This window comes from Paraburkholderia sp. IMGN_8 (assembly GCF_038050405.1).
GTDB lineage: Bacteria > Pseudomonadota > Gammaproteobacteria > Burkholderiales > Burkholderiaceae > Paraburkholderia.
Map to the genome: position 1 here is coordinate 2,930,181 of NZ_CP150901.1, position 23,628 is coordinate 2,953,808.

Annotated in this window: 22 protein-coding genes; 12 read left to right on the forward strand and 10 right to left on the reverse strand. The window is 61.7% G+C overall.

Annotated elements, in window-relative coordinates; translation table 11 throughout:
• Positions 1-181: 181 nt before the first annotated feature.
• The 3 genes from WN982_RS34360 to WN982_RS34370 all read right to left on the reverse strand — a co-directional run bounded on the left by WN982_RS34360 (position 182) and on the right by WN982_RS34370 (position 2,470).
• On the reverse strand, positions 182-844 hold the full coding sequence (locus WN982_RS34360) for a DUF3313 domain-containing protein (protein WP_341316459.1): 663 nt from the start codon (positions 842-844) through the stop codon (positions 182-184).
• A gap of 202 nt (positions 845-1,046) precedes the next feature.
• Entirely contained in the window at positions 1,047-1,622 is a 576-nt protein-coding gene (locus tag WN982_RS34365) for a TetR/AcrR family transcriptional regulator (RefSeq protein ID WP_341316460.1), read from the reverse strand.
• A 68-nt stretch (positions 1,623-1,690) separates the two neighbouring features.
• Positions 1,691-2,470: a response regulator transcription factor gene (locus WN982_RS34370; protein ID WP_341316461.1), complete on the reverse strand. Its 780-nt coding sequence runs from the start codon at positions 2,468-2,470 to the stop codon at positions 1,691-1,693.
• 233 nt (positions 2,471-2,703) lie between these two features.
• Between WN982_RS34370 and WN982_RS34375 the strand changes: the two genes are divergently transcribed.
• Positions 2,704-3,105, forward strand: coding sequence for an OsmC family protein (locus WN982_RS34375; protein ID WP_341316462.1), 402 nt, complete (start codon positions 2,704-2,706; stop codon positions 3,103-3,105).
• 31 nt (positions 3,106-3,136) lie between these two features.
• On the opposite strand, the gene WN982_RS34380 is transcribed toward WN982_RS34375, so the two are convergent.
• Together WN982_RS34380 and WN982_RS34385 are read right to left on the reverse strand one after the other, a co-directional pair.
• The gene (locus tag WN982_RS34380) at positions 3,137-3,751 is read right to left on the reverse strand and encodes an HAD family phosphatase (RefSeq protein WP_341316463.1); all 615 of its coding nucleotides are present in this window, start codon (positions 3,749-3,751) and stop codon (positions 3,137-3,139) included.
• A 167-nt stretch (positions 3,752-3,918) separates the two neighbouring features.
• Positions 3,919-4,350 carry an Lrp/AsnC family transcriptional regulator gene (locus WN982_RS34385; RefSeq protein ID WP_341319512.1) on the reverse strand — a complete coding sequence of 144 codons (432 nt, stop codon included), beginning with the start codon at positions 4,348-4,350 and terminating at the stop codon, positions 3,919-3,921.
• 193 nt (positions 4,351-4,543) lie between these two features.
• Here WN982_RS34385 and WN982_RS34390 point away from each other — a divergent pair, with 193 nt between their 5' ends.
• The 3 genes from WN982_RS34390 (at position 4,544) to WN982_RS34400 (ending at position 8,451) form a co-directional block, all read left to right on the forward strand.
• Positions 4,544-5,620 carry an ornithine cyclodeaminase gene (locus WN982_RS34390; protein WP_341316464.1) on the forward strand — a complete coding sequence of 359 codons (1,077 nt, stop codon included), beginning with the start codon at positions 4,544-4,546 and terminating at the stop codon, positions 5,618-5,620.
• 58 nt (positions 5,621-5,678) lie between these two features.
• The gene (locus tag WN982_RS34395) at positions 5,679-6,617 is read left to right on the forward strand and encodes an arginine deiminase-related protein (protein ID WP_341316465.1); all 939 of its coding nucleotides are present in this window, start codon (positions 5,679-5,681) and stop codon (positions 6,615-6,617) included.
• Between the two features lie 145 nt (positions 6,618-6,762).
• Complete coding sequence (locus WN982_RS34400; protein ID WP_341316466.1) at positions 6,763-8,451, forward strand: APC family permease; 1,689 nt, start codon at positions 6,763-6,765, stop codon at positions 8,449-8,451.
• A gap of 64 nt (positions 8,452-8,515) precedes the next feature.
• Here the strand turns inward: WN982_RS34400 and WN982_RS34405 are convergent, their stop codons facing one another.
• From WN982_RS34405 to WN982_RS34415, 3 genes are read right to left on the reverse strand one after another with little or no spacing between them, the layout of a single operon-like run.
• A complete protein-coding gene (locus WN982_RS34405) occupies positions 8,516-9,256 on the reverse strand; it encodes a PAS domain-containing protein (RefSeq protein ID WP_341316467.1) in 741 nt (246 codons plus the stop codon).
• Between the two features lie 15 nt (positions 9,257-9,271).
• The gene (locus tag WN982_RS34410) at positions 9,272-9,919 is read right to left on the reverse strand and encodes a response regulator (RefSeq protein ID WP_341316468.1); all 648 of its coding nucleotides are present in this window, start codon (positions 9,917-9,919) and stop codon (positions 9,272-9,274) included.
• Positions 9,891-10,613 (reverse strand): ATP-binding protein, encoded by a 723-nt coding sequence (locus WN982_RS34415; protein ID WP_341316469.1) that lies wholly within the window; start codon positions 10,611-10,613, stop codon positions 9,891-9,893. Before WN982_RS34415 ends, WN982_RS34410 begins: the two co-directional genes overlap by 29 nt.
• A 450-nt stretch (positions 10,614-11,063) precedes the next feature.
• Between WN982_RS34415 and WN982_RS34420 the strand changes: the two genes are divergently transcribed.
• From WN982_RS34420 to WN982_RS34455, 8 genes are all read left to right on the forward strand, one after another.
• On the forward strand, positions 11,064-11,471 hold the full coding sequence (locus WN982_RS34420) for a dimethylamine monooxygenase subunit DmmA family protein (RefSeq protein WP_341316470.1): 408 nt from the start codon (positions 11,064-11,066) through the stop codon (positions 11,469-11,471).
• Positions 11,468-12,403, forward strand: a complete 936-nt coding sequence (locus WN982_RS34425; RefSeq protein ID WP_341316471.1) for a PDR/VanB family oxidoreductase — start codon at positions 11,468-11,470, stop codon at positions 12,401-12,403. Before WN982_RS34420 ends, WN982_RS34425 begins: the two co-directional genes overlap by 4 nt.
• A gap of 10 nt (positions 12,404-12,413) precedes the next feature.
• Positions 12,414-13,430: a DUF3445 domain-containing protein gene (locus WN982_RS34430; RefSeq protein ID WP_341316472.1), complete on the forward strand. Its 1,017-nt coding sequence runs from the start codon at positions 12,414-12,416 to the stop codon at positions 13,428-13,430.
• Between the two features lie 44 nt (positions 13,431-13,474).
• Positions 13,475-14,605: an aminomethyltransferase family protein gene (locus WN982_RS34435; protein ID WP_341316473.1), complete on the forward strand. Its 1,131-nt coding sequence runs from the start codon at positions 13,475-13,477 to the stop codon at positions 14,603-14,605.
• Between the two features lie 63 nt (positions 14,606-14,668).
• Positions 14,669-15,526 (forward strand): formyltetrahydrofolate deformylase, encoded by an 858-nt coding sequence (purU, locus tag WN982_RS34440; RefSeq protein ID WP_341316474.1) that lies wholly within the window; start codon positions 14,669-14,671, stop codon positions 15,524-15,526.
• Positions 15,523-16,389 carry a bifunctional methylenetetrahydrofolate dehydrogenase/methenyltetrahydrofolate cyclohydrolase FolD gene (folD, locus tag WN982_RS34445; protein WP_341316475.1) on the forward strand — a complete coding sequence of 289 codons (867 nt, stop codon included), beginning with the start codon at positions 15,523-15,525 and terminating at the stop codon, positions 16,387-16,389. The genes purU and folD overlap by 4 nt, the downstream gene beginning before the upstream one ends.
• Positions 16,390-16,501: 112 nt before the next feature.
• The gene (locus WN982_RS34450; protein ID WP_341316476.1) at positions 16,502-17,869 is read left to right on the forward strand and encodes an NAD(P)/FAD-dependent oxidoreductase; all 1,368 of its coding nucleotides are present in this window, start codon (positions 16,502-16,504) and stop codon (positions 17,867-17,869) included.
• A 22-nt stretch (positions 17,870-17,891) separates the two neighbouring features.
• Positions 17,892-20,234, forward strand: a complete 2,343-nt coding sequence (locus tag WN982_RS34455) for a DUF1989 domain-containing protein (RefSeq protein ID WP_341316477.1) — start codon at positions 17,892-17,894, stop codon at positions 20,232-20,234.
• A gap of 85 nt (positions 20,235-20,319) precedes the next feature.
• Here the strand turns inward: WN982_RS34455 and WN982_RS34460 are convergent, their stop codons facing one another.
• Both WN982_RS34460 and WN982_RS34465 read right to left on the reverse strand, forming a co-directional pair.
• Positions 20,320-22,137: a bifunctional protein-serine/threonine kinase/phosphatase gene (locus tag WN982_RS34460; protein ID WP_341316478.1), complete on the reverse strand. Its 1,818-nt coding sequence runs from the start codon at positions 22,135-22,137 to the stop codon at positions 20,320-20,322.
• Complete coding sequence (locus WN982_RS34465) at positions 22,138-23,583, reverse strand: APC family permease (protein ID WP_341316479.1); 1,446 nt, start codon at positions 23,581-23,583, stop codon at positions 22,138-22,140. It lies immediately after the preceding gene.
• Positions 23,584-23,628 lie beyond the last annotated feature (45 nt).

Below are 23,628 nucleotides of genomic sequence, written 5' to 3' on the forward strand. Positions count from 1 at the left end.
GGGGGCGCACGGTCCAGAAGTGTTCCCCTTCATCCGGCTGGTGCGGCTGTGTTCGTATTAGCGCCACAGACATCCGCTAATTCAACGGGATCGCGCCTCGTTGACAGCCGCCTTCGAGGCGTTGCTGCGCATGCAGGCGACATGGGGTCGACCACCGCGGAGGCGCGTTCCCGTTGACAGGTCATTTGAATTGCGCAACCAGCGCGTCCGCGCCCTTCTCGATCCCGGTCTTCGACGCGCCCAGCGACCCGAAACTTGCGCCGAGGTTGAACGCGTTCGGGTATTGCTTGGTCACGTAAGCACTGAGCAGGCGGTTGGTCGAAGCGTCGTATATTTCGACCGCGTAGATAACGGAACCGCTAAAGGCGCCTTCCTTGCCTCGCGCGGCTTGAACGCCGTTGTAGAGGTTGCCGCCAATATCGAAATGGGTAAAGGTGCTAAGCACCGGCGTATTGGTTTTCGCGCCCGTCAGGATGAGCTTCAGGCGCAGCGTGTTGGGAGCGGCCTCATTAGCCAGTTGGAAACGGGTTTGCAGTTTTTCCGCGAACTTGGTTTGCATATAGCTCGCGAGGGCCGCTTTATCTTCGCCACTCATGTCGCCGAACTGGTTATCGGCGCCTTGATAAACCGTCACCGGATCGATGATCAGCTTCGTGTACTTCTGCCACTCTGTCTGAGGCGCAAAGCGATACGGCACGCGGCCGGAATCGTTCTGCGTATTGGGTTTTAAATAGGGTGCCGAAGCAATACCCGAATACGCGACGGGCTGCACGCTCGAGCAACCTATCAAAGCTGTGCAGAAAGCAGCAATCAACAGATGCTGCGCTTTAACTGACTTGACCATTTAACTCTCCGATTCCGGTTTTGAGCCTGTCGTTTCTGGGGGATCCAGCGCCTGACAGCTTCATGTAAGGCGCTAGGCTAACACTGCAAATTCGAGATGTAAACCGACTAGACGGTTTGTTTATTGAGTGCAACGATGAACCGATTGCTATGTCTGTCGCTATGGCGTTCGCGACGCTACGCGACGCGCCAGGGGAACGCTGCTATTTCCTGACGTCAGAGCAAGGCGGCCACTGACGTTCGTCAAGCAAACGATCGAACAAATGCCCACGCTCCTTTTCGGAGAGTGGACAGAGGCCGAGGTGCGCCGTAAATACCAGGCCTCTGGCTGCAGCCCAGCGCAACATCGCCAGTTCCGGGTCGGCGGTCTCGGCCTTGATACGTTTAATTTTCTCTGCACTCCTCTCGCGAGTGGAGGACAGAAGAGCGGGATCTTCGACGATGGCGGCAAGGATGGCAAAGCTCGCGGAATGGGGATTGTCCGTGGCTTCGCGCATGGTGGCGATCTCTGCTGCCAGATTGGGCTCGGACTTCGTCGTGCCCTCCGCAGCGAGGTAGTCCCGAGCGAAGTTCTCGAAATACTCGATCTCATGCTCGAGCAACGCTTTCAGCACAAGCTCTTTGGTGCGGAACTGGTGCATCAGTCCGCCCTTGCTAATACCGCTTTCGCGTGCGATGGCATCGAACGTGAGCTGCCCCGGACCATCGCGCGCGATGATGGTGAGGGACGCCTGAATGGCGGCTCTGCGGGAACGTTCCGAGCGCGTGGGGTTATCCATAGTGTCAGTCAAAAGCGGCTGCGCCTTCACACAGCCAAACAAAACCCAGTGCATCAGCGGCGGTTGCTTTACCTGAGGTCGGAGCGGATCGCATCGTTCACCGACGGTAAGAGCGCTTTGTGTTTCTGCACTGCATGTAGGCCTCGTTCTTCGAGTCCTGGACGAAACACGTATCCCTTTTCGCGCACGGTCTGAATCAAGTTCGGCGCGGCTGTGTCCCGCTCGATCCGCTTGCGCAGACGATGCACCCACACACCCACCGCAGCCATGGGGTTGGTAACACCGGGCTGGACACGCTGCGCGATGGTCTCTTTCGAAAACACCCGGCCTGGCGCGGTCGTGAACAGGTTCAGGATCGCATACTCCGTTTGCGGCAGACGGACGGTTTTGCCGTGGAACGTGAGCGTGCGCGATGCGTAATCCAGCTCAAATCCATCAAAGACGAACGGTGGCCTGGATATCGGGGCATGCAGAGCAACCTGATCGGCCCGCTCCAGCACGCGGCAGATTCTGGCTCGCACCTCACGCGCGTTGAACGGCTTCGAGATGTAGTCGTCGGCGCCGCATTCGAGTGCAACGATGCGTTCCGTGACATCGTCCAGTTCGCCGAGCATGATGACCGGCAAATCGTCACCGCGGGCTCGCAGTGCCTGCAGCGCCGCGAGGCCGCCGCCAAAACCGGGCCCGCGCATCATGACAATCAGCGCCGGCCGCTCCACTTCGACGCGCGCCACCACCTTGTCCGGTTCATACAGGACCGAAACCTCGAAACCGGCCGACTGCAGGCAGGTACGCAACGCGTCGCGACATGCGGCGTCACTATCGACCACCAGAATCAACTGTTTCATGTATCGCCCCTTTAAGCCCATTCTGGGAACTCCAGGCGTGACAGCATCAAATGATGCGCAAGACTAACACTTCAAATCGTACTTGTAAACCGACTAGGCGGTTTGTTTTCTCGATCGACCGTTCGATAGGCGCAATCATGAGCATCGTTTCCACCGGTCACGAACGAAGCCGATAGAATCCCCTTACCGCCACCCAAACAGCCACCCTTTCCTGGCGACAAGTGAGGACACTTATGACTCTGGCAATCGCAACCGCCGTATCAGACGCAGACGCGCCCGACTATCTCGTCAAACTCGAAGCGGGCACACACAGCCTGGTCGGAGATGAAGGAGAGCACGAGGGTGGGCAAAATCGCGGCCCGGCACCTTTCGAGTTCGTGCTCTCGGGTCTCGCCGCATGCACCACGGCAACGCTCAGGATGTATATGCAGAGGAAAGCGTGGCCGGGCGGGCGAATCGAAGTCAGCACCGAATTACACAGCGACCATAACGGCGGTCAATACATCCGGCGTACCGTATCTGTAGATGGTTCCCTCGACGATACCCAGCGGACCCGCCTCGCCGAAATCTGCGAGAAAACGCCGGTAACACTGTTCATCAAGCGGGGAACACGTATCGACACGACCATGCAGTGATGCGTCGCATCGCGAACGTCAGTTGCACGCGCTACGTCAACCGGCGGCGCTCCAGTTCTTCCGATAACACCTCGGCGCCAACAAACTTGTATCCGTGCAGACCGGCAGCGATCGCCCCGGCTACGTTGGCGTGCGTGTCGTCGATGAACAGGGTTTCGGCCGCGCCAACGCCGAGTTGTTCAAGACAGCGAAGATAGGTCTGAGCCGCCGGCTTCGCTGCGCCGAATGAGGCGGATGCATAAACGTGAGGGCAGAAGAGTCGAGCGACGGCGGGATTCAGATAGCCGATATGGTCGGCGACCAGGCAGCAGTTGTTCGTCAGCACCGCAATCCGGTGGCGTTCGGCCACTTTTGCGGCGAGCGCGAGCACTTCCGTGTTGGGCGTGATCGACGCGCGGCGGGCCGCCAGCCAATCGTCGCGGCTGACGCGGCAACTGAGCAGATCGCCCAACGCGCTCAGATACTCGTCGTCGCTGATCTGTCCGGCGTCGGCACGGGCTTCAAGTCCGGACTCCCAGATGGCGTGGCGCACCGTTTCCGGCGCCTGGCCCGATACCGCCGACAAGTAAGCGACTCGCGCCGAGCGGTCGTAGTGAGACAGTACGCCCTCCATGTCGAACAGGACTAGCGTGATGGATGCTGTCATGTCGCCGGCCTCGCATCGAAAGCTTTCAGAAGTCGAAGGGCTCGTCCGGCGATCTTGATCCGGACGGCTGGAGGCTTCCATTGTGCCTCGGAGAGCCGAAGATCCGGCAAGTTTGATGGCTGAATTTCAAGTCGAGGCGAACGCGGCAAACGACCCAGGCTGCCGCCTCACATCTTGTGCGTCGAAAGAAAAATGCTCGTCTCAGTGCTCGCGATTCCGTCAATCAAGCGAATCGCGCCGAGCACGCGGTCGAAGTTCTCCAGCGAATCCGCCCGCAGCTCCGCGACGAGATCCCAGCGCCCGTTGGTGCTGTGAAGCGTCGCGACGTTGGGATGTCCACGCAGTACTTTCACCACGTCGGCCGCGCGGTTGCCTTCGACGGCGATCGACATCAGCGCGCGAATCCGGTGCGCCTCTGCCGCCGGCTTTAGCCGGACCGTGTAGCCCACGATCACCCCGCTCTCCTCCAAACGCGTCAGCCGGTTCTGCACCGTCGCCCGCGCGACGCGCAGCTGCTTCGCCAGCGCTACGACCGACATGCGCGCGTTGTCGCGCAACAGCGCGATGAGCTGCCTGTCGATGTCATCGAGATTGATCATTTTTGGTTGCCCGTTTTTGTTACACGCGAGGTTGCTTACCCGCTCATTGTACAAAACGACAATTTTCCTAAGCATTTTGCTAATCAGACCAACAAATTTGCAAGGTTTGCCATCTTTTTGTTGGCTGGGTCGAAGAGAATAATTCCGTCATCGCTCCCGTGCTGGAGCCCACCTCAACAACGGAGGCATGACCATGACCCGCTTTCTCGACGTACCCGCCACTTATCGACTCGTTGCCGATATCGGCGTGCCGCGATTCCTTAGCGAGCTCGCCGACGCCATCCGCGCGGACTATCTTCGATGGAGCGATTTCGATAAGTCCTCGCGCGTCGCCTGTCACTCCCAGGTAGGCGTGATCGAATTGATGCCCATCGCGGACGCGAAACTGTTCGCTTTCAAATACGTGAACGGGCATCCCATCAACGCAGAGCGCGGCATTCACACGGTGATGGCCTTTGGCGCGCTCGCCTCAGTCGATACCGGTTACCCGCTCTTCCTCTCCGAACTCACGCTGACCACCGCGCTGCGCACCGCCGCGACTTCCGCCCTCGCCGCGCGAGCCCTTGCGCGCCCCGATTCGCGACGGATGGCCCTGATCGGCAACGGCGCGCAAAGCGAATTTCAGGCGATCGCCTTTCACACGCTCCTTGGCATCGATGAGATTCGCGTGTTCGATATCGATGCGCGCGCAACGGACAAGCTGGTGCGCAATCTGGCCGCGTGGCCGGCGTTGCGAATCGTGCGCGCAACGTCCACCGCGGACGCGGTGCGAGGCGCCGATATCGTCACGACCGTCACGGCCGACAAGGCCTACGCGACGATCATCACACCCGGCATGATCGAACCCGGCATGCATCTGAACGCCGTCGGCGGCGATTGCCCCGGCAAGACTGAATTGCACGCGGACGTGCTGAACATGAGCCGCGTAATCGTCGAATACGAGCCGCAAACCCGCATCGAGGGCGACATTCAGCAACTGCCCGCCGACTCGCCCGTGACTGAACTGTGGCGCGTGCTGCGCGGCGAGACAGCCGGCCGGGAGAACGCCGATCAGGTCACCGTATTCGACTCCGTGGGTTTTGCGCTGGAAGACTATTCCGCGCTCCGCTATCTTCACGCGCTTTCGCAGGAGCACGACGTCGGCATCGAAGTCGCGCTGATCCCGCCGCCGGCCGATCCGCGGGACCTCTTCGGCGCACTGGCTACCGTCGCGCCCACGCTGGTTGCCGCCCCGCCGGCACCGGCCGACGCATTCGCATTCGCCCGCTAAACCCGCCGTACCCGCGCCCATTCCAGCCCCGTACTCCCTGCCCTCCATCAGAAATTTCATGAGCCTTCTGTCAATCCAGGCGCCGGCCGCCGTCGTGATGATCCGCCCGCATTGTTTTCATCCGAATCCCGAAACAGCGGCCGACAACGCATTCCAGCGTTCAGGCGAGGTCCAGAGCCAGACCGAAGCGGCGTCGCTCGCAGCGGCGGCACGCGATGAAGTCAGTGCTGCCGTCGCAGCACTGGAGGCAGCAGGCGTACGCGTGCACGTGTTCGACGACAGAGGCGAGAACCAGACGCCGGATTCGGTCTTTCCCAACAACTGGTTCTCGACGCATCCCGGCGGACACGTCGCGGTCTATCCGATGCATTCGATCAACCGGCGACGCGAGCGCAGGACCGATGTAATCGAGATGCTGAAAGCAACGTACCGTGTACAGGACGTCATCGACTACTCAGGTCTGGAACACGACGATATGTTTCTGGAGGGCACGGGTGCCATGGTGCTGGATCACATTGCCCGAATTGCCTACACCGCGCGCTCACGCCGCGCGGATCCGGTGGCGCTCGAGCGGTTCTGCACACATTTCAATTTCGAACCGATGTGCTTCGACACAGCCGACGCCGCCGGCCGCCCGGTGTATCACACCAACGTGATGATGAGCGTCGCGACCGAGTTTGCGCTGATCGGTCTAGACCTCATCCAGGATGAACGCCGGCGCGCTCAGGTCAAAGCGCGCCTGCTGGAGAGCGGCCGCGCCGTCATCGCGTTGGACCGTTCGCAGATCGGCAACTTTGCGGGCAATGCACTGGAACTGTCGGGAAAGGAGGGTCGTGTTCTTGCGTTGTCCGAACGGGCGCTTGCCTGCCTGACGAGACAGCAACGCGCCCTCATCGAGCGTTCCGCGCAGTTGCTGCCGTTGCGCGTTGCCACGATCGAAAGGGCTGGGGGATCCGTGCGTTGCATGCTCGCGGGAATCCATCTCTCCCGGCGTTAGGAAGGTCGTTGGGATGAAATGCGCCGGACACCGGCACTACCTTAAGGATCCCTTCCCCCCGAGGGAGTACCTCTTCGCGCCCCTTGCTCCGTCGATATTGGCCGGTGAATGTCGCCAGAGTGACGACATCTTTGGGGAGACGAACATGAGTTCGGTGAACGATGCAGGTCAGGAGCTTCATCTTGCCGCGCCAGTAGATGCGACAGGACTTCATAGAAAAATTGGCTGGGCAGGCGCATTCTGGGTAGCCAGCGGCGTACCGGCGCTGGTGCTGTTCTCGATTGGCTCGATTGCGGCGACCGTCGGCAAGCCGTCGTGGATCATCTGGGCGATTTCGATCTGTTTCGGCTTCATCCAGTCCTTTTCCTACGCCGAAATCGCCGGGCTGTTTCCGCACAAGTCCGGCGGCGCATCGGTGTATGGCGCGGTCGCCTGGGTGCGCTACAGCAAGCTGCTCGCGCCGCTCTCCGTGTGGTGCAACTGGTTCGCGTGGTCGCCGGTGCTGGCAATCGGCTCGGGCCTGGGCGCAGGCTACGTGCTGAACATGCTGTTCCCGGCAACTGCCGCGATCAACACGTGGCAAATCACGCTGGTCGATCTGGGCTGGCTGTCGACCGGGCTGAGTCTGCGGGTCAATGCCACCTTCGTGATCGGCGCCGCGATTCTGCTGACGACCTTCGCAATCCAGCACCGCGGCATTCTCCAGGCCGCGCGGCTCCAGATGATTCTCGCGATCTCCGCGCTGCTGCCGCTCCTGCTGGTCGGCGTCTATCCGCTGCTGACGGGCGATCTGCCGATGCACAACCTGTTCCCGCTCTCCCCGCTGGCAAAAGACGCCGGCGGCCGTGTTATAGACGGCACGTGGAATCTGAGCGGCATCGAACTGATGGCCGGCGGACTCTTTATCGCGGCCTGGTCCACCTACGGGTTCGAAACAGCGGTCTGCTATACACGCGAATTCAAGGATCCGCGCCGCGATACGGTCAAGGCGATTGTCTATTCCGGACTCCTGTGCCTCGTGTTCTTCACGCTCGTCCCACTCGCGTTCCAGGGCGCCCTCGGTCTCGGCCAACTCGTCTCGCCCGAGGTCAAGGACGCCGCCGGCAACGTCACGCAACCCGCTATCTATGACGGCATTCTTTCGCCGGGCATCTACAGCGGCATGGGTGTTTCCGAAGCGATGGCGAAAATCGTGCACGCCGGCAGCTGGGGCGAATTCATTCTGAAGCCGATGCTGGTGTTCGCGCTCGTGCTCGCCATCATGACGTCGATGGCGGGCTCGTCGCGCACGCTCTACCAGGCTTCCGTGGACGGCTGGCTGCCCAAATATCTTTCGCACGTCAACCACAACGGCGCACCGACCCGCGCCATGTGGACCGACCTCGTGTTCAATCTCGTGCTACTGCTGATGTCCGACTACGTCGTCGTACTCGCGATGTCGAATGTCGGCTACATCATCTTCAACTTCCTGAATCTCAATGCCGCGTGGATCCACCGGCTCGACCGGCCAACCTGGGAGCGCCCTTTCAAGGCGCCGAAATGGGTGCTCGGCGCCGGCGCCGTGTTGTCGTTCGTCAATCTCGCACTGATGGGACTGGGGGCGGATGTATGGGGCAAAGGCACCCTGATTTCGGGCATCGTCTTCTCGGCGCTGATCGTGCCGGTGTTCATCTGGCGCCACTACGTGACTGACAAAGGCCGCTTCCCGGACGCGATGCTGGACGACATGGATCTGTCAAATTCCAGTACCCAGCGGCGCGCGGGTTTCATGCCGTATGCGGCGTTAGTGCTCGGCGTGGTGGTCGTCTTCGTGAGCCACTGGATCACGACCTGATTGCGCACGTTTGCTGAAGATCGAACCCCGTGTTGCGCGAATCTCCGCGCAACACGGGCGAAGTTCATCGCACAGCAAAGATCGCGCCTTCTATACCCAGCACCTCGCTGCTGGCCGAATAAATACCGATGCCGCGCTCCCATACGTTTCTCAGATCGCCATTCGCGCCACGAATGCGATAACGCAGTTCGAACGGCCTGCGATCCGCCAGCGCCTCCTGCACACCACGCCAGACGTAATCGACGTCCTCCGGCACGATCAACTGGCTGTAGCTATGTTCGTGACTGTCGACAAACCAGGCAGCTGGATAGCCCGTCAACTCTTCGCAGCCGTCGCTGACGAATTCCATTGTCCACGATGGGTTGTTGCGGCCGCGATAGATCAATCCCGGCACGCCGTTCAGGAGTCCCATGGCACTACGCAGCCTGGCTTCGATTGAAGTCTCCTGACGCTTTTGCGTCGTGGTGTCGAACGCGGAGACAAAGAAAGCGTCTTCGTACCGGCGACATGCCACCTCCAGCCAGCGAAGCTGACCGTGAGGATGAACAAAGCGTATCCGCTCGCGACTGCAGACACCGGCTTCGTTACGCAGCCGCTCCAGCATCTCGCGCCAGATCAGGCGATCTTCCGGATGGACGTATACGGCGATCTCGGCACCCACTATGCTCGCCTCCATCAGTTCAGCCCACGCAGCGTTCGCGTTGCGGATGCGGCCCTCGTTATCCACTTGAAGCAGCGCGGCCGGATAGGCATCAAGGCTCATCGCGGTTGCGGCCAATTCACTTACAACAGCATTGTCTTGCATTCGTTTACGCCTTCATCATTGACGCGCAAGGGCGTCGCGGTGAACCCACGCCGCCAGTTCAAGCCGGGAACGCAAATTCAGCTTGCGTAGCAGATTCTTTACATAGACCTTGACCGTGCCGTCGCTAATGCCCAACTGCCGGGCGATCTGCTTGTTGCTCATGCCCTCCGAGATGAGCGCCAGTGTCTGCGCTTCACGCTCGGTTAGTTCGACCTGACGGGTGCCTCTTTCACCTTCGGGAACATCGTCGTCTTTCGCGAGGAGCGTGACCAGACAATCGTCGAGCACGATCACGCCCTGCACACAGTTGCGTATGTATAAGCGCAGATCCTCGGGCTCGGTTTCCTTCAGCATATAACCGTCGGCACCCAGGCGAAGCGCAGTCAATAACTCGTTGCGATCGAGCGAGGCGGTCAGCACGACTTTGCGGCTCTCGATCTCAAGCTGACCCAGTTCGTCGAGCACATGCAAACCGCCGAGTCCCGGCATGTGAAGATCGATCAGGATCAGGCCGGGCCTTAACTGCTCCGCGAGTGCTATGCCTTGCCGCCCGCTGGAAGCTTCGCCGACCACCTGAAACTCCCCGGTCGAGTTGAAGTACTCGGCGAGGCCACGCCGGAACAGCGGATGGTCGTCAATCAGAAGCAACGTCGTCGGACCCATCTAGGGACTCCCTTCTGGCATCGTCATTCGGGACAAGCAGGCGTACCCGCGTGCCGTTCGGCTGCACATTCTCGATCGCGACTCGCGCGCCTATCGCACGCGCCCGCTCGCGCATGATCTCCAACCCGTAGTGATTTTCCTCCACCGATGCAGGCCGCAATCCGAGCCCATCGTCAGTCACGGTCACACACAGAGCGCCTGCGGGATCGTCTATCACTTCGATCCGGGCATGTCTCGCATGGGCGTGGCGGACCACGTTCGACAACGCTTCGCGCACGATCTGCAACGCGTGCAGCGCAACATCCGGCGCGAGTTCGATTTCCGGCATGCGGTTATCCAGTTCGAAAACCACGTTGCAGCGGCGCGAAAACTCATCGACGGAGTCAGCCAGCGCCTGGCGCCACGAGCGCCCTTCGAGCGTCAGGCGCGCACCGGTGATCAACTGGCGAACGTCGCGCTGCAGCCGCGTCATTGTGGTTCGCAACTCCGCGATCAAAGGCTCCGCGACCTCGGGATTACGCACCTGCTGTTGCACGCGGCTGACGAGAAACGACATGAAGCCCAGTTGTTGTGCGACCGAATCGTGAAGCTCACGGATAAGCGCACGGGTGCCCCCGTCGCAATCGACCTCATCGCCCCCATCCACCACTTGCGTGGATGCATCTCGCCGCATCGGGGTCCGGCTCAACGCCATGCAGGGCATCCCATAAGAAAAGCCAGTTTAGAGGCAAGAACTATGCCCTTTGCGGCACTACTCCTTTGGGCATACCTCGTTGTCAGGATTGAACGGCGTTTCCCTTTAAGAAACTATTTTGCTTGTGGGGAACGCAGTTTTTCGAGTGTTTTATCCGTCAGACCAGCACTTCGCAACGCACTCGAATGGAGCAGACGCCCCGTTTTAGTTCAGATGCAAATGCACACGTTTGAAGCGAAACATGATCCACGTGCTTTACCCGCATCGACAGAACCGGCGACTAAAGACATGACATCGACGCACGACAGAACACCAAGCTCTCCTCCGAGCCTTCCGCGATATCAGGCGCTCCGGATTTGTGAGGATGCGCGTCAACACATTGTGGTCGTTCAAACCGACGCACTCACGAAGATCGCGGCTTTCATCGCGACACTGCCGGCAGAGCCTGACGTGAGCACACTGCTCATTCAAGGCGACACGTCAGCAACGGTTCGCCGTGCATCGTTCTTCCCGACACACGACGCGCTCGCGCGTCATCTTCTCGCGATCCTGGATCGCGCGGCAATCGGTTTGCGGCTCTATGTATGCGGCGACGAAGCGTTCATCTGGCGCATCCGGCGTCTCGCCTACGACGCGGGGCTGCTGCCGGAAGAAACCCGCGCCGAGCTCAATGCCGCACCGCGCGCCGTGTATTGCGTGCATTGCAGCGCATCGCACGTGTACGACGCACTGTCCGAAGTCGAATGCATCAGCTGTGGCATCAACCTCGGCGTGCGCCAGCATTTCTCGCAGCGCGTCGGCGCGTATCTCGGCGTGTGCGCCGATCCGGATCGTCCTTACCTGGAGCACCGCGCATGAACACGATCGAGGTTCGAGTCGAAGCGACACGGCTGCTGACGCCCGTGGTGCGCGAGTTCACGCTGACCGCCGTGCACGGCCGGTTGCCGAAGTTCTCTTCCGGCAGCCATATCCAGGTGCGGTTGCCGCTGGATGAGCGCCCATTGCGCAACGCCTATTCGCTGCTCGGCGATCCGGCGAACGCGTCCAGCTATCGCATCGCCGTGCGCAAGCAGGATGATTCGCGCGGCGGCTCGGTGTTCATGCATGAGCGGGTCCGTGAAGGGTCGGCGTTGAAAATCACGCCGCCGGCCAATCTGTTTGCACTGCATTCCGGCGCGCACGCTCACATCCTGATTGCGGGCGGCATCGGCATCACGCCGTTTGTCGCGCATGTCACCGCGCTGGAGCGCGACGCCGCCGATTTCGAATTGCACTACGCCTACCGGCAAGGGCTCACCGACGCGTATCGCGCCGAGTTGAGCGAGCGCCTGGGCAGCCGTTTTCATGGTTACGACGGCGAGCGCGCGCGCCTCGATATAGAACGGGTGCTGCGTGGCCGCCCGTTGGGGACGCATGTCTATGTATGCGGTCCGCAAGCGCTTCTGGATGCCGTGCGCGAGACAGCTCGCGCGCTCGGCTGGCCTGACGGCCGCGTGCACTGGGAAGCGTTTGCCGCGCCGCAACCAGGCACGCCGTTCGTCGTGACACTCATGCGCAGTGGCTCGAGGCTCGACGTGGCGGCAGACCAGAGCCTGCTGGAAGCGCTCGAAACGAGCGGACTCGAGATTCCGAACCTGTGCCGCGGCGGGGTCTGCGGTCAGTGCGCGACCCGTCACGTTGCCGGTGAAGTCGACCACCGCGATCTGTTCCTTCACGAATCCGAGCGCGCCACGCATCTGATGCCGTGCGTCTCGCGTGCCCACAGCACCTCCCTTTTCCTGGATCTCTGAGGATCGCCCCATGAGCGTCATTCTGAAGCCCGCCGAAAGCTATCGCGAAGCGTTTTCGTTTCGCAACAGCGATGCCGCCATCGCCCGCTTCCCCTTCCCGTTTCCCGAAGACGCCTACATGTATTCGGTGAATATCGAACCGGCCACGCCGCGCGATCCGGGCTCGGTCTTCGAGCACTGGTTCGATATCGACGAGCACTATCGCTCCGAAGTTGCCGAGCGCGCGATCGTGCTGCAAAACGATCCGCGCCGCTGCATGGTGATGCCGCACATGCAGAAAGCGTCGTGGGACGCGCTGGAAATGATCATGGAGCATCTCGCCCAGGATTATCCCGAACTGTTTTCGCTCACCCGCGCAGGCGACCAGTGGTTCTGGCGCAATCGCGCACTCGGCATTGAGCAGGCATTTCGTTTCGGCGATGCGGAAACGCTGCCATGCGAGCCGCTTGAATACATCATGCGGCAGACGCAAGGCGATATCGCGCTGCTCGATCAGCGCGACGGCGACCTCTTCATGGATGCCGGTGTCATCACCGGCCCTGCCGACTGGTCGCTCGCATTCGATGCGGGGATGAGTTTCAAGCAATGGCATTCGCCGGTGCCCATGGCGCACGACATGGGCATCTTCGATCGCGCGCTGAAGTATCTGCTGCATATCCAGGTGGGCCGTCCAGTACGGCGTCTGAACTGGACGCTCACGATCAACCCGCGCCTCGATACTGCGCCCGAGAACTACCACCTGTGGGGCGCGGAGCGCGGCCAGGTCACGCCGGAGAACGTCGCGCAATGCATGCATCTGCGCGTCGAACTGCAATTCATGGCGCGACTGCCGCAGAGCAACGCGCTGATGTTCAGCATCCGCACGTATCTCGCCAGCATGGCCGAGCTCGTCACCCATCCCGCGTGGGCGCGCCGTCTTCATCGGGTCCTGCGCGACCTGCCTGAACCGATTGCCGACTACAAGGGCATGACGCGTTACCGCAAGACCCTGGTCGACTGGTTGAGCCAGTTCGACAACTGCATCTGATGCCTTGCTGATTTTGCACCCCCCTCACCTCTGGAGTAGCAGACATGGCTAATTCATGGCGTATTTCCGCACTCGCGGACCGTCATCGCGCATTGGGCTCGAACCTCGAAGACTGGAACGGCATGGGCACCGCCTGGACCTATTCCGGTGATCTCGCCGATCAGCACGAGGCGATTCGCACCAAGGCGGGCTTGATGGATGTATCCGGCCTGAAGAAGGTCCACTACGTCGGCCCGCACGCGGAAAGCCTGCTCAACTGGGCAATCACGCGCGACGTCGGCAAGCTCTACCCCGGCAAGTCGGTGTATGCGGCGATGCTGAATGAAGACGGCAAGTTTATCGACGACTGCATCGTCTACCGGACCGGGCCGAATGCGTTCATGGTCGTGCATGGCTCCGGAACCGGTTATGAACGCCTCGTTCGCTCCGCGCAGGGCCGCCAGGTCGCAGTGCTGTTCGACGACGACCTGCATGATCTGTCTTTGCAGGGTCCTGCCGCCGTGGACTTCCTCGCGGAACACGTGCCGGGCATTCGTGATCTGCCTTATTTCCATCACCTGCAAACGCGGCTCTTCGGCAAGCCGGCGATGATCTCGCGCACCGGCTACACCGGCGAGCGCGGCTACGAAATCTTCTGCAAGGCCGCGGATGCACCCTTCATCTGGGACACCGTCCTCGACAAAGGCGCGGCGTTCGGCATCATCCCGTGCGCGTTCACGGCGCTCGACTGGTTGCGCGTCGAAAGCTATCTGCTGTTCTTCCCTTACGACAACTCCGAGATGTACCCGTTCGCGAACGAAAAGGCGGGCGACACGCTGTGGGAACTCGGGCTCGACTTCACCGTATCGCCGGGAAAAACCGAGTTCTGTGGCGCGGGCGAACACTTCCGTCTGCAAGGCAAGGAGCGTTTCAAGATCTTCGGCGTGCTGGTGGACTCCACCGAAGCGGCCAACGGCGGCGACGCATTGTGGAACGACGGCAAGCAGGTCGGCGTCGTCACATGCGGCATGTACTCACGGCTGACCGGCATCTCGATGGCGATCGCACGCCTCGACGTGGACTACGCACGCCCCGGCGCGCCGCTCGAAGTGCGCGGCAGCATCAAGGCCCGTGCAAGCGCCGCCGAACTGCCGTTCGACGATCCGGAAAAGAAGAAACGCACCGCGATCGGCTAATCCTTAGCGGGTCTCCCGTTACATCTCTCACGCCGTCTCTCACGTATTTTCAGGAGTGTCGCAGTGACCCAGAACTACATACTGACGATCAGTTGCCCGGCCACCTCCGGCATCGTCGCGGCCGTCTCGTCCTATCTCGCGCAATCGGGCTGCTATATCGGCGAGCTGGCGCAATTCGACGACGAATCCAACGGCACGTTCTTCATGCGCGCGGTGTTCCGCTTCAACGAAGCGAAGACCGGCAGCATCGACAAGCTACGCACCGACTTCGGCAGCATCGCAAACGACTTCGCGATGCAATGGAAGCTCTACAGCGCCGCGCAGCCGATGAAGGTGCTGCTGATGGTCAGCAAGTTCGATCATTGCCTCGCCGACCTGCTGTACCGGCATCACAAAGGCCAGTTGCACATGCAAATCACCGCCATCGTCTCCAACCATCTGGACCTGCGACCGATGGCGGAACGCGAAGGCATCCGTTTCATCTATCTGCCGGTAACGCCTGAAACCAAGGACCAGCAGGAAGCCGAACTGCTGAAGATCGTCGCCGAGACGGAGACGGAACTCGTGGTGCTCGCGCGCTACATGCAGATTCTCTCCAACAACCTCTGCAAGCAGCTCGCCGGCCGGGCCATCAACATCCATCACTCGTTCCTGCCGGGATTCAAAGGCGCGAAGCCGTATCACCAGGCATTCGAACGTGGCGTCAAACTGATCGGTGCCACTGCGCACTACGTCACGTCGGATCTCGACGAAGGACCGATCATCGAGCAGGAAGTGCAGCGCGTCGATCACGTCCTGCAACCGGACGGTCTCGTGGCGATCGGGCGCGATACGGAAACGGTGGCGCTGTCGCGCGCAGTGAAATTCCACACCGAACACCGCGTCTTCCTCAACCGCGACCGCACCGTGATCTTCCGATGAGCCAGGCCCAACTCATTGACGGCAAGGCCGCCGCTGCGGGATTGCTAGAGACGGTCAGGCAGGACGTGGCGCAGCTGCGGGCCGCCGGCGTGACGGCCACGCTCGCTGTCGTGCTGGTGGGCGACGATCCCGCGAGCCATGTCTATGTGCGCAACAAGGTGCTGCGCGCAAACGAAGTCGGCATCCGTTCGATCGAACACCGCCTGCCCGCCGACACCGCGCAGGACACGCTGCTGTCGCTGATCGGCACGCTGAACGCCGATCGCGGCGTAAACGGCATTCTCGTGCAGATGCCGTTACCCGCGCAGATCGACGAGGGCGCGGTGATCGACGCGATCGCCCCGGAAAAGGACGTGGACGGTTTTCATCGCGAGAACGTCGGCCGGCTGGTGCTCGGTGAACCGGCATTGACGCCGTGCACGCCGAGCGGCTGCCTGTTCCTGCTGGAACAGACACTGGGCGATCTGTCCGGCAAGCATGCGGTGGTGATCGGCCGATCGAACATTGTCGGCAAACCGATGGCGTCGCTGCTGCTGCAGGCGAACTGTTCGGTGACGGTGCTTCATTCGCACAGCGTCGGCGCACGCGAATTGTGCCGCCAGGCCGATATCGTCGTCGCCGCTGTCGGGCGGGCGCAGATGGTCGACGCGAGCTGGATCAAACCTGGCGCGACGGTTATCGACGTCGGCATCAATCGCATCGAAATCGACGACAAAACGCGCCTCGTCGGAGATACGGAGTTCGAGAGCGTCTCGCGCGTGGCCGGCGCCATTACGCCCGTTCCCGGCGGTGTGGGTCCGATGACGATCGGCTTTCTGATGAAGAACACCGTTCTGGCTGCAAGACGTCAGTCGCGGCAATAGGCGCTGACGCGGCGGCGTATCGGTGAATCCGCTTTCCTGACTGGCGTATCAGCATCGCTTTCCAGCGGGAAATCCTGTGTTGTCGTACGAGATATCTAGTGAGTGAAAGACCATGAAAAAGCGCGTCGCAATCATCGGTGCGGGCCCTTCCGGGATGGCGCAATTGCGCGCTTTCCAGTCCGCGAGAGAAAAAGGTGCAGACATTCCCGATATCGTCTGCTTCGAAAAGCAGACGGACTGGGGCGGCATGTGGAACTACACGTGGCGCACCGGCACCGACGAAAATGGCGAGCCGGTGCACGGCAGCATGTATCGCTACTTGTGGTCCAACGGGCCGAAGGAATGTCTGGAGTTCGCGGACTACACGTTCGAGGAGCATTTCGGCAAACCGATCGCCTCGTATCCGCCGCGCGAGGTGCTGTGGGACTACATTCGCGGACGTGTCGAGAAAGCAGGCGTACGGCCTTATATCCGCTTCAATACGGTCGTCCGTCAGGTGAGCTTCGACGCGGCAACCCAAAAATTCACCGTCGCCGCGCAAGACTTTTCCGCCGGCACGACCACGTCGGAGGAGTTCGACTACGTCATCAACGCGTGCGGCCACTTCTCGACACCGAATGCGCCGACCTTCCCCGGCTTCGAGAGTTTTGGCGGCCGCATCCTGCATGCACACGATTTCCGCGACGCGCTGGAGTTCAAGGACAAGGATGTGCTTCTGGTCGGCAGCAGCTATTCGGCGGAAGACATCGGCTCCCAGTGCTATAAGTACGGCGCGAAGAGCATCACGAGTTGCTATCGCACGGCGCCGATGGGTTATCACTGGCCCGACAACTGGGAAGAGAAACCGTTATTGCAGCGCGTGCGCGGCAATAACGCTTACTTCGCCGACGACACGCACAAGTGCATCGACGCGATCATCCTGTGCACCGGGTATCAGCACCACTTTCCGTTCCTGCCCGACAAACTTCGCCTGAAGACCGGCAATCGGCTGTGGCCTTTGAATCTCTACCAAGGCATCTTCTGGGAAGACAACCCCGGCCTGATCTACCTCGGCATGCAGGACCTCTGGTATTCGTTCAACATGTTCGACGCTCAGGCCTGGTATGCGCGCGATGTGATCCTCGGCCGCATTGCGCTGCCGCCCAAGGCGGACATGATCGCGCACAGCCTCGCATGGCGCGCAAAGGAAGAGAAGCTCGTCACCAATCAGGAGATGTTCGAGTATCAGGGCAGCTATATCCAGGAGCTGCTCGACGCCACCGACTACCCGAGTTTCGACATCGAAGGCGTGAACCGTACGTTCCTTGAATGGAAACACGACAAGCATCACGACATCATGGGTTATCGCAACAAGTCCTATCGCTCGCTGATGACCGGCACACAATCGCCGCCTCATCACACGCCGTGGCTGTCGGCGCTCGACGACTCGATGGAGGCGTATCTGGGCGAACCCGTCCCGGCGCTGAAAACCGCCAGCTAAGCGGCGCGAACCAGGGAAGAACATGCTGATACGTACCCCCATAAGCTCGCGCCCCGCGGAGCCGGCGCTGTTTGCCCGCGAGACCGGACGCGAACGATATCGCGTGGCGGGCGGCGGCCTCACGGTTGTCGCGCTCACGCCCGGCGATACCTTGCAGATCGTCGATATCGAAGGCCGGCAGCCCTGCGAACTCATGGCTGTCGACGCGCAAGGTAAAGCGGCGCTGGCCGCGCTCGAGCTACAAGCGTCGGCGGGCGCTTCGTTCACTGCGAGTCTGTTGCATAACAGCGAGGCCTCGCATGTGTTAACCGGCCTGCTCAAGCGTGGCGCCGACGCGGGCGCATTGCAGTCCGCAGCGACTATCTGGAACGGCGACACACCGGCGGGCTTTACGCGAAAACTCATTGCCTCCGAAACACTACTCGTCATCGTCGCCGCGCCGGGTGCCGCAACGGCGATCGATTCGCAGAACCCGCCCACCGGCTTGCGTCTCACGATCGATCGCGCGAATCCCGCGCTGCTCGCCGCGCCGCCGCTTCCCGCACCATTGGCCGACACGCTGAACGACTTCACGATCCAGCCCGGCACCGCCACCGCGTACACGGTGCGCGCGGGAGAATACATTCAGGTGCTGGACGTCGCGGGCCGGCAATGTTCGGATTTCGTCGCCTTCGATCTCGCCGCTCTGGACAGAAACAAAGAACTCGACCTCGACCAGACCGTGACGAGAACGCTGAATGGCAATGCGTATCCCGCTCCCGGCCTGTTCTCGAAGTTCTTCAATCGAAACATGCAGCCCATGCTCGAAGTCGTACGCGACACGGTTGGCCGTCACGACTCGTTCGCACTGGCGTGCGCAGCGCGCTATTACGAAAGCCAGGGCTACTTCGGCCATAGCAACTGCAGCGACAACATGAGCCGCGCCCTCGCCGCCTTCGGCGTGGCGCCGCGCCCCGGCTGGCCCGCGATCAATTTCTTCTTCAACACCGGCATCAACGCACATCAGCAGATGACGCTTGATGAACCGTGGTCACGCCCTGGCGACTACGTGCTGATGCGCGCGCTGACCGATCTCGTCTGCGTGAGCTCGTCCTGCCCCGACGACATCGATCCCGCGAACGGCTGGAATCCGACCGATATCCAGATCCGCGTCTATCCGAACAAGGAACGTTTCTCCATTGCCATGGCTACCCGAACCACGCCTGATGCCGAACCGGTCCTGACCCGCGAGTCAGGCTTTCACGCGAAGAGCTCGGCGCTCACCCGCCATTTCACCGATTATCGCGGCTGGTGGCTGCCCACGCACTACGAGGGCTTCGGCACAGTCGAAGAATACTTCGGCTGCCGGGAGCGCGTCGCCATGATGGATCTGTCCGCGCTTCGCAAGTTCGAGATCATCGGTCCCGACGCGGAAGCCCTGTTGCAATACTGCCTGACGCGCGACGTCCGGCGCCTCGCGGTCGGCCAGGTCGTGTATTCGGCGATGTGCTATCCGCACGGCGGCATGCTCGACGACGGCACGCTGTTGCGCCTTGGCCCGGACAATTTCCGCTGGATTTGCGGCGAAGACTACGCCGGTGTCTGGCTGCGCGAGCAGGCGGCGGCGCTCGGCATGAAAGTGTGGATCAAATCGGCATCGGATCAGATTCACAATCTGTCGATTCAGGGGCCGCTGAGCCGCGAGTTGCTGAAGCAGATCGTGTGGACGCCGCCCACCCAGCCGGCGCTCGAAAACCTCGGCTGGTTCCGCTTTCTGGTCGGCCGGCTCGGCAATGACGAAGGCTGTCCGATCATGGTTTCGCGCACCGGCTATACCGGCGAACTCGGCTACGAGGTCTGGTGTCATCCGCAGGACGCCGAACGCGTGTGGGACCGCCTGTGGTCGGTTGGGCAACCGCTAGGCATGGTCCCGCTCGGATTGAACGCGCTCGATATGCTTCGCGTCGAAGCGGGCCTGATCTTTGCCGGCTACGAGTTCACCGACGAAACCGATCCGTTCGAAGCAGGCATCGGTTTCTCGGTGCCGCTGAAGAGCAAAGCTGACGACTTCATAGGCCGCGAAGCACTGCTTGCCCGAAGTGCGCATCCGCGGCACAAGCTGGTCGGACTCGAACTCGCCGGCAACGAACCCGCGCATCACGGAGACTGCGTACACGATGGGCGCGCGCAGATCGGCGTGGTCACGAGCGGCGTGCGCTCGCCGATACTCGGCAAGAACATTGCGCTGTGCCGGATCGATATCACCCATGCCGAACCGGGCACGCATGTGCAGATCGGCAAGATCGACGGGCACCAGAAACGCATCGACGCTCAGGTTGTGGCGCCGATCTTCTACGATCCGGACAAGAGCCGTGTCCGCGCTTGAACGGCAGCAGCACGGGCCCCGGCGTGGGCAATGGCACGCGGCTTGCGCCAAGCAGCGCGCGGCGGGGCCGCGCCACCAACCCCGCTCAATGCCGCATCAAGGACCACAACAGCAGCGCCAGCAACAGCACCACGACCACCTGCCAGAACAGCACCGGATCGCTCTCGAGCAAGGGCTTGCGCCGAACCGGCGCCATCGCGTCCCGACCGCTCGAAAAACGTTCGAGATCAGCGCAGACTTCGAGCACGTCCTGATACCTGCGCGCCGGATCGGGCTGCAGCGCTTTCTCCAGCACCAGGTCGAGCCATTCCGGCGCGTCGGGCCGGTACTGATAGAGCGGCACGCGGCCATTAAAGCCGTAGGGCAGCTTGCCGCCGCTGAACAGCCGGTACAGGGTCACGCCATACGCGAACACCTCGGAGCGCGCATCGCCCTGTGCGCCCTTCATCAACTCAGGCGCCATATAAGCGGGCGAGCCCGGTGCGGCGTCGGGGCCCGGCAACTGCATGCCCGGCATATAACCAAAACCGAGATCGAGCAGGCGCGTGCTATCGCCCCGTATCACCAGCACGTTCTCGGGTTTGATATCGCGATGGAAGATATTGCGGCGATTCAGCGCGTCGATCGAATGGCCCAGCTGCCGCGCGATCTCGAGCGCACGCGGCAGCGCCATGGGCTGCGGCGCCGCCAGCAGTTTTTCGAGCGTGATGCCTGCGCCGAGCGGCATCACCACATAGAGCCGGGTTTGCCGGTCGGCATCGACCGGCATCGGCGCGAGCACTCCATCGTCGCCGATCTTGCCGGCCAGCCAGCGCTCGCGCACGATCGACTGGCGCACGTTCTCGTCCTGCTCGACACGCGGCTTGGGAAACTTGAGCGCCAGCGGCGTGTTCGGATCGGCCAGATCGTAGCCGGCGAAAATCCGCGAATAGAAGCCATCGCTCAACACGCTCTTGAGCAGATATCCATCGACCACATCGCCGGCGTCGGGCACGGCCAGAATCGGCAAGGCGCCGACCACCCGCTCCAGGTAACCGACATCGAGCAAAGGCAGGCTGCCCACGTCGAGCACCGCGCTCGTCACGTCGTCCTGCGAGCCGCGCGTCACCGCCAGCGCGCCGAGCCGGCGTGCAGTTTCGAGCGCACCGCCGCGCGCCGCCAGCACCGTCTGCAGCTCGCGCATCGGCACGCGACGATAGAGTCCGTCGGAGCACATCAGCAGGCGGTCGCCCTCGCGCAGCTCAAGGGTTTCGATGCGAGTCACCAGCGTCGGAAGCATGCCGACCGCATGCGCCACATAAGAACCGAAGGCAACCGGCACCACGTCGTCGTCGCCAAGCTGGGTCAGTTGGCCATCGCGCAGCAGATAGAGCCGCACATCGCCGGCCGCCACCAGATACGCGGTAGCGCGGCGCACGATCAGCGCCGCAAAGGACGCGGCCATCTGCTTCAGTGCGGGATCGACGCGGCCGATCTGGTGCAGCCAGCCGTGTATTGCCTCGAGCGCGCGCGCAGCGGCCACGCCGGGCTGCAAGGTGTCGGGGAACCCGTAATAGGCATCGATAAAGGTCCGCACCGAAAGTTCGGCCGCGACCCGCCCGCCCTTGCTGCCGCTCACGCCATCGGCGAGAGCGATCACACTGCCACGCGCGGCGCGCGCCGCCAGATCGCCGAGCATCACGCCGACGTAGTCTTCGTTGATGTGATCCTGCCCGCGGGCGCGGGCAGGGCAAGAGACACAACCGATCTCGAGGGCGGCGCACTCGCCGCGCTCCGGCCGCAACTGCAGGTCGATTTCCTGGCCGCCCATTCCGCGACGGCTAGCGGGCCTTCCCTCTGGATCGTCTGGCATCCGGCCCGTGTTCGGTGCGGGCAAGCTATCCGGGGAGAAGGGTTCACTCATTTACTTTTTGCCGTGGGTCATCACGTCGCTTGTTTCCAGATCGTGCTCGATCTTCTCGAGCACCTGCGGCGAGCGCTTCTTGAGCATCATCAACCAGACTGCGCCAACCAGCATATACGCAACGAACAGATAGGGCAGGATGTTATACGGATAATCGGGCACCGGATACACGCTGCCGATCACGGCGCCGACCATCGCCAGTGCGCCGAGCACGCCCCACACGACGTTACTCGTCTTGAGCTCACCCTGCTTCTTCAGATAAACCGGTGCCGCGATTGCGACCAGGAAATACACGACCAGGAAGCCAAAGGTCGCGAACGTGCTGGTATAGCCGAAGGTGTTGAGCGGACCCGTGCCGAGCATCGCAATGCACACCACGAAGGTCACGATCGAGGAAAACGCAACGGCCAGGTACGGCGTCTGGTGCGTGCGGTGCACCATACCCATCGAGCGGTGCACGAACTGGTAGCGCCCCATCGAATACAGCAGGCGGCTGGACGAGTTGATGCACGCAAGCACGCACGAGAACGCGCTGACCGAGGCGATCAGATAAAACACCGGGCCGAGCGGCGAGGCGCCGACGCTCGCGAGCAAGGTGCTGAGCACGGCCGAATCGCCGCCGAGCTTGGCTGTGTCGCCGTGGTAGGCGATCGTCATCGAATAGGCCACAAACATAAAGAACAGGCCCGACAGGATCACACTCCAGATCACCGCGCGCGGAATCACGCGCAGCGGGTTCCTGGTTTCCTGGCCGAGCGAGGCCGCGCTTTCAAAACCCACGTACGAGAAGATGCCGAGCACCATGCCCTGTGCCATGCCCTTGCCGCTCACGCCCTGCAACCCCAGTTGCGTATGGTCGATGATATGGTCCGGATGCAGTGCGAGCACATAGATCAGCACACCGCCCACGATCACCACCGAAGCGGCTTCGATCGCCAGCGACAGGCGCGAGGAGAGCTTCACGTCACGTGCCGAGAAGAACCAGGCCAGCCCGACAAAGATCGTGTAGACCGCCCACGACGGGATATTGATGCCCCAGGCCGAAAAAGCGTTCTGCACGAACACCACGCCTGCGGCGCCCACCCCCATCGCAGTACCCACGTAAGCCGCGATCAAACCCCAGCCGGCGATGCCACCCGCCATCGGCCCAAGCGCGCGTGAGATATAGATAAAGAATGAACCAGCCGTCGCGATCCGGCTCGAGAGCGCGATGATGCTCATGCTCACCAGCAGCAGCCCGAGCGTCGAAAGACCATAAATCAACCAGGTTCCCGCGCCGGCCAGCGCCGCGATCGCGGTCACGTTGATCGAAGGCGTGAAGGTCGGCGAAAGGTTCGCGATGGATTGGCCGATCACCTCGGCAAAACCTAGAGTACCGGCACGCAGGCCGCCGGATGATGCAGGCGCTACTGGCGCTGCTTGCGTGCTGCTTTGCGGAGTGCTCATGTTGGGCTCCTGATAGATTGGTGAATCAAAGTTGAATGCGCTCAA

Bases quoted from the DNA above. Each gene is read 5' to 3' on its own strand.
- WN982_RS34465 (WP_341316479.1), bottom strand. From the start codon at position 23,583: ATGAGCACTCCGCAAAGCAGCACGCAAGCAGCGCCAGTAGCGCCTGCA.
- WN982_RS34360 (WP_341316459.1), bottom strand. From the start codon at position 844: ATGGTCAAGTCAGTTAAAGCGCAGCATCTGTTGATTGCTGCTTTCTGC.
- WN982_RS34390 (WP_341316464.1), top strand. From the start codon at position 4,544: ATGACCCGCTTTCTCGACGTACCCGCCACTTATCGACTCGTTGCCGAT.
- WN982_RS34370 (WP_341316461.1), bottom strand. From the start codon at position 2,470: ATGAAACAGTTGATTCTGGTGGTCGATAGTGACGCCGCATGTCGCGAC.
- WN982_RS34385 (WP_341319512.1), bottom strand. From the start codon at position 4,350: ATGATCAATCTCGATGACATCGACAGGCAGCTCATCGCGCTGTTGCGC.
- WN982_RS34450 (WP_341316476.1), top strand. From the start codon at position 16,502: ATGAAAAAGCGCGTCGCAATCATCGGTGCGGGCCCTTCCGGGATGGCG.
- WN982_RS34405 (WP_341316467.1), bottom strand. From the start codon at position 9,256: ATGCAAGACAATGCTGTTGTAAGTGAATTGGCCGCAACCGCGATGAGC.
- WN982_RS34460 (WP_341316478.1), bottom strand. From the start codon at position 22,137: ATGAGTGAACCCTTCTCCCCGGATAGCTTGCCCGCACCGAACACGGGC.
- WN982_RS34425 (WP_341316471.1), top strand. From the start codon at position 11,468: ATGAACACGATCGAGGTTCGAGTCGAAGCGACACGGCTGCTGACGCCC.
- WN982_RS34375 (WP_341316462.1), top strand. From the start codon at position 2,704: ATGACTCTGGCAATCGCAACCGCCGTATCAGACGCAGACGCGCCCGAC.
- folD (WP_341316475.1), top strand. From the start codon at position 15,523: ATGAGCCAGGCCCAACTCATTGACGGCAAGGCCGCCGCTGCGGGATTG.
- WN982_RS34400 (WP_341316466.1), top strand. From the start codon at position 6,763: ATGAGTTCGGTGAACGATGCAGGTCAGGAGCTTCATCTTGCCGCGCCA.
- WN982_RS34415 (WP_341316469.1), bottom strand. From the start codon at position 10,613: ATGGCGTTGAGCCGGACCCCGATGCGGCGAGATGCATCCACGCAAGTG.
- WN982_RS34430 (WP_341316472.1), top strand. From the start codon at position 12,414: ATGAGCGTCATTCTGAAGCCCGCCGAAAGCTATCGCGAAGCGTTTTCG.
- WN982_RS34435 (WP_341316473.1), top strand. From the start codon at position 13,475: ATGGCTAATTCATGGCGTATTTCCGCACTCGCGGACCGTCATCGCGCA.
- WN982_RS34455 (WP_341316477.1), top strand. From the start codon at position 17,892: ATGCTGATACGTACCCCCATAAGCTCGCGCCCCGCGGAGCCGGCGCTG.
- WN982_RS34410 (WP_341316468.1), bottom strand. From the start codon at position 9,919: ATGGGTCCGACGACGTTGCTTCTGATTGACGACCATCCGCTGTTCCGG.
- WN982_RS34395 (WP_341316465.1), top strand. From the start codon at position 5,679: ATGAGCCTTCTGTCAATCCAGGCGCCGGCCGCCGTCGTGATGATCCGC.
- WN982_RS34365 (WP_341316460.1), bottom strand. From the start codon at position 1,622: ATGGATAACCCCACGCGCTCGGAACGTTCCCGCAGAGCCGCCATTCAG.
- WN982_RS34380 (WP_341316463.1), bottom strand. From the start codon at position 3,751: ATGACAGCATCCATCACGCTAGTCCTGTTCGACATGGAGGGCGTACTG.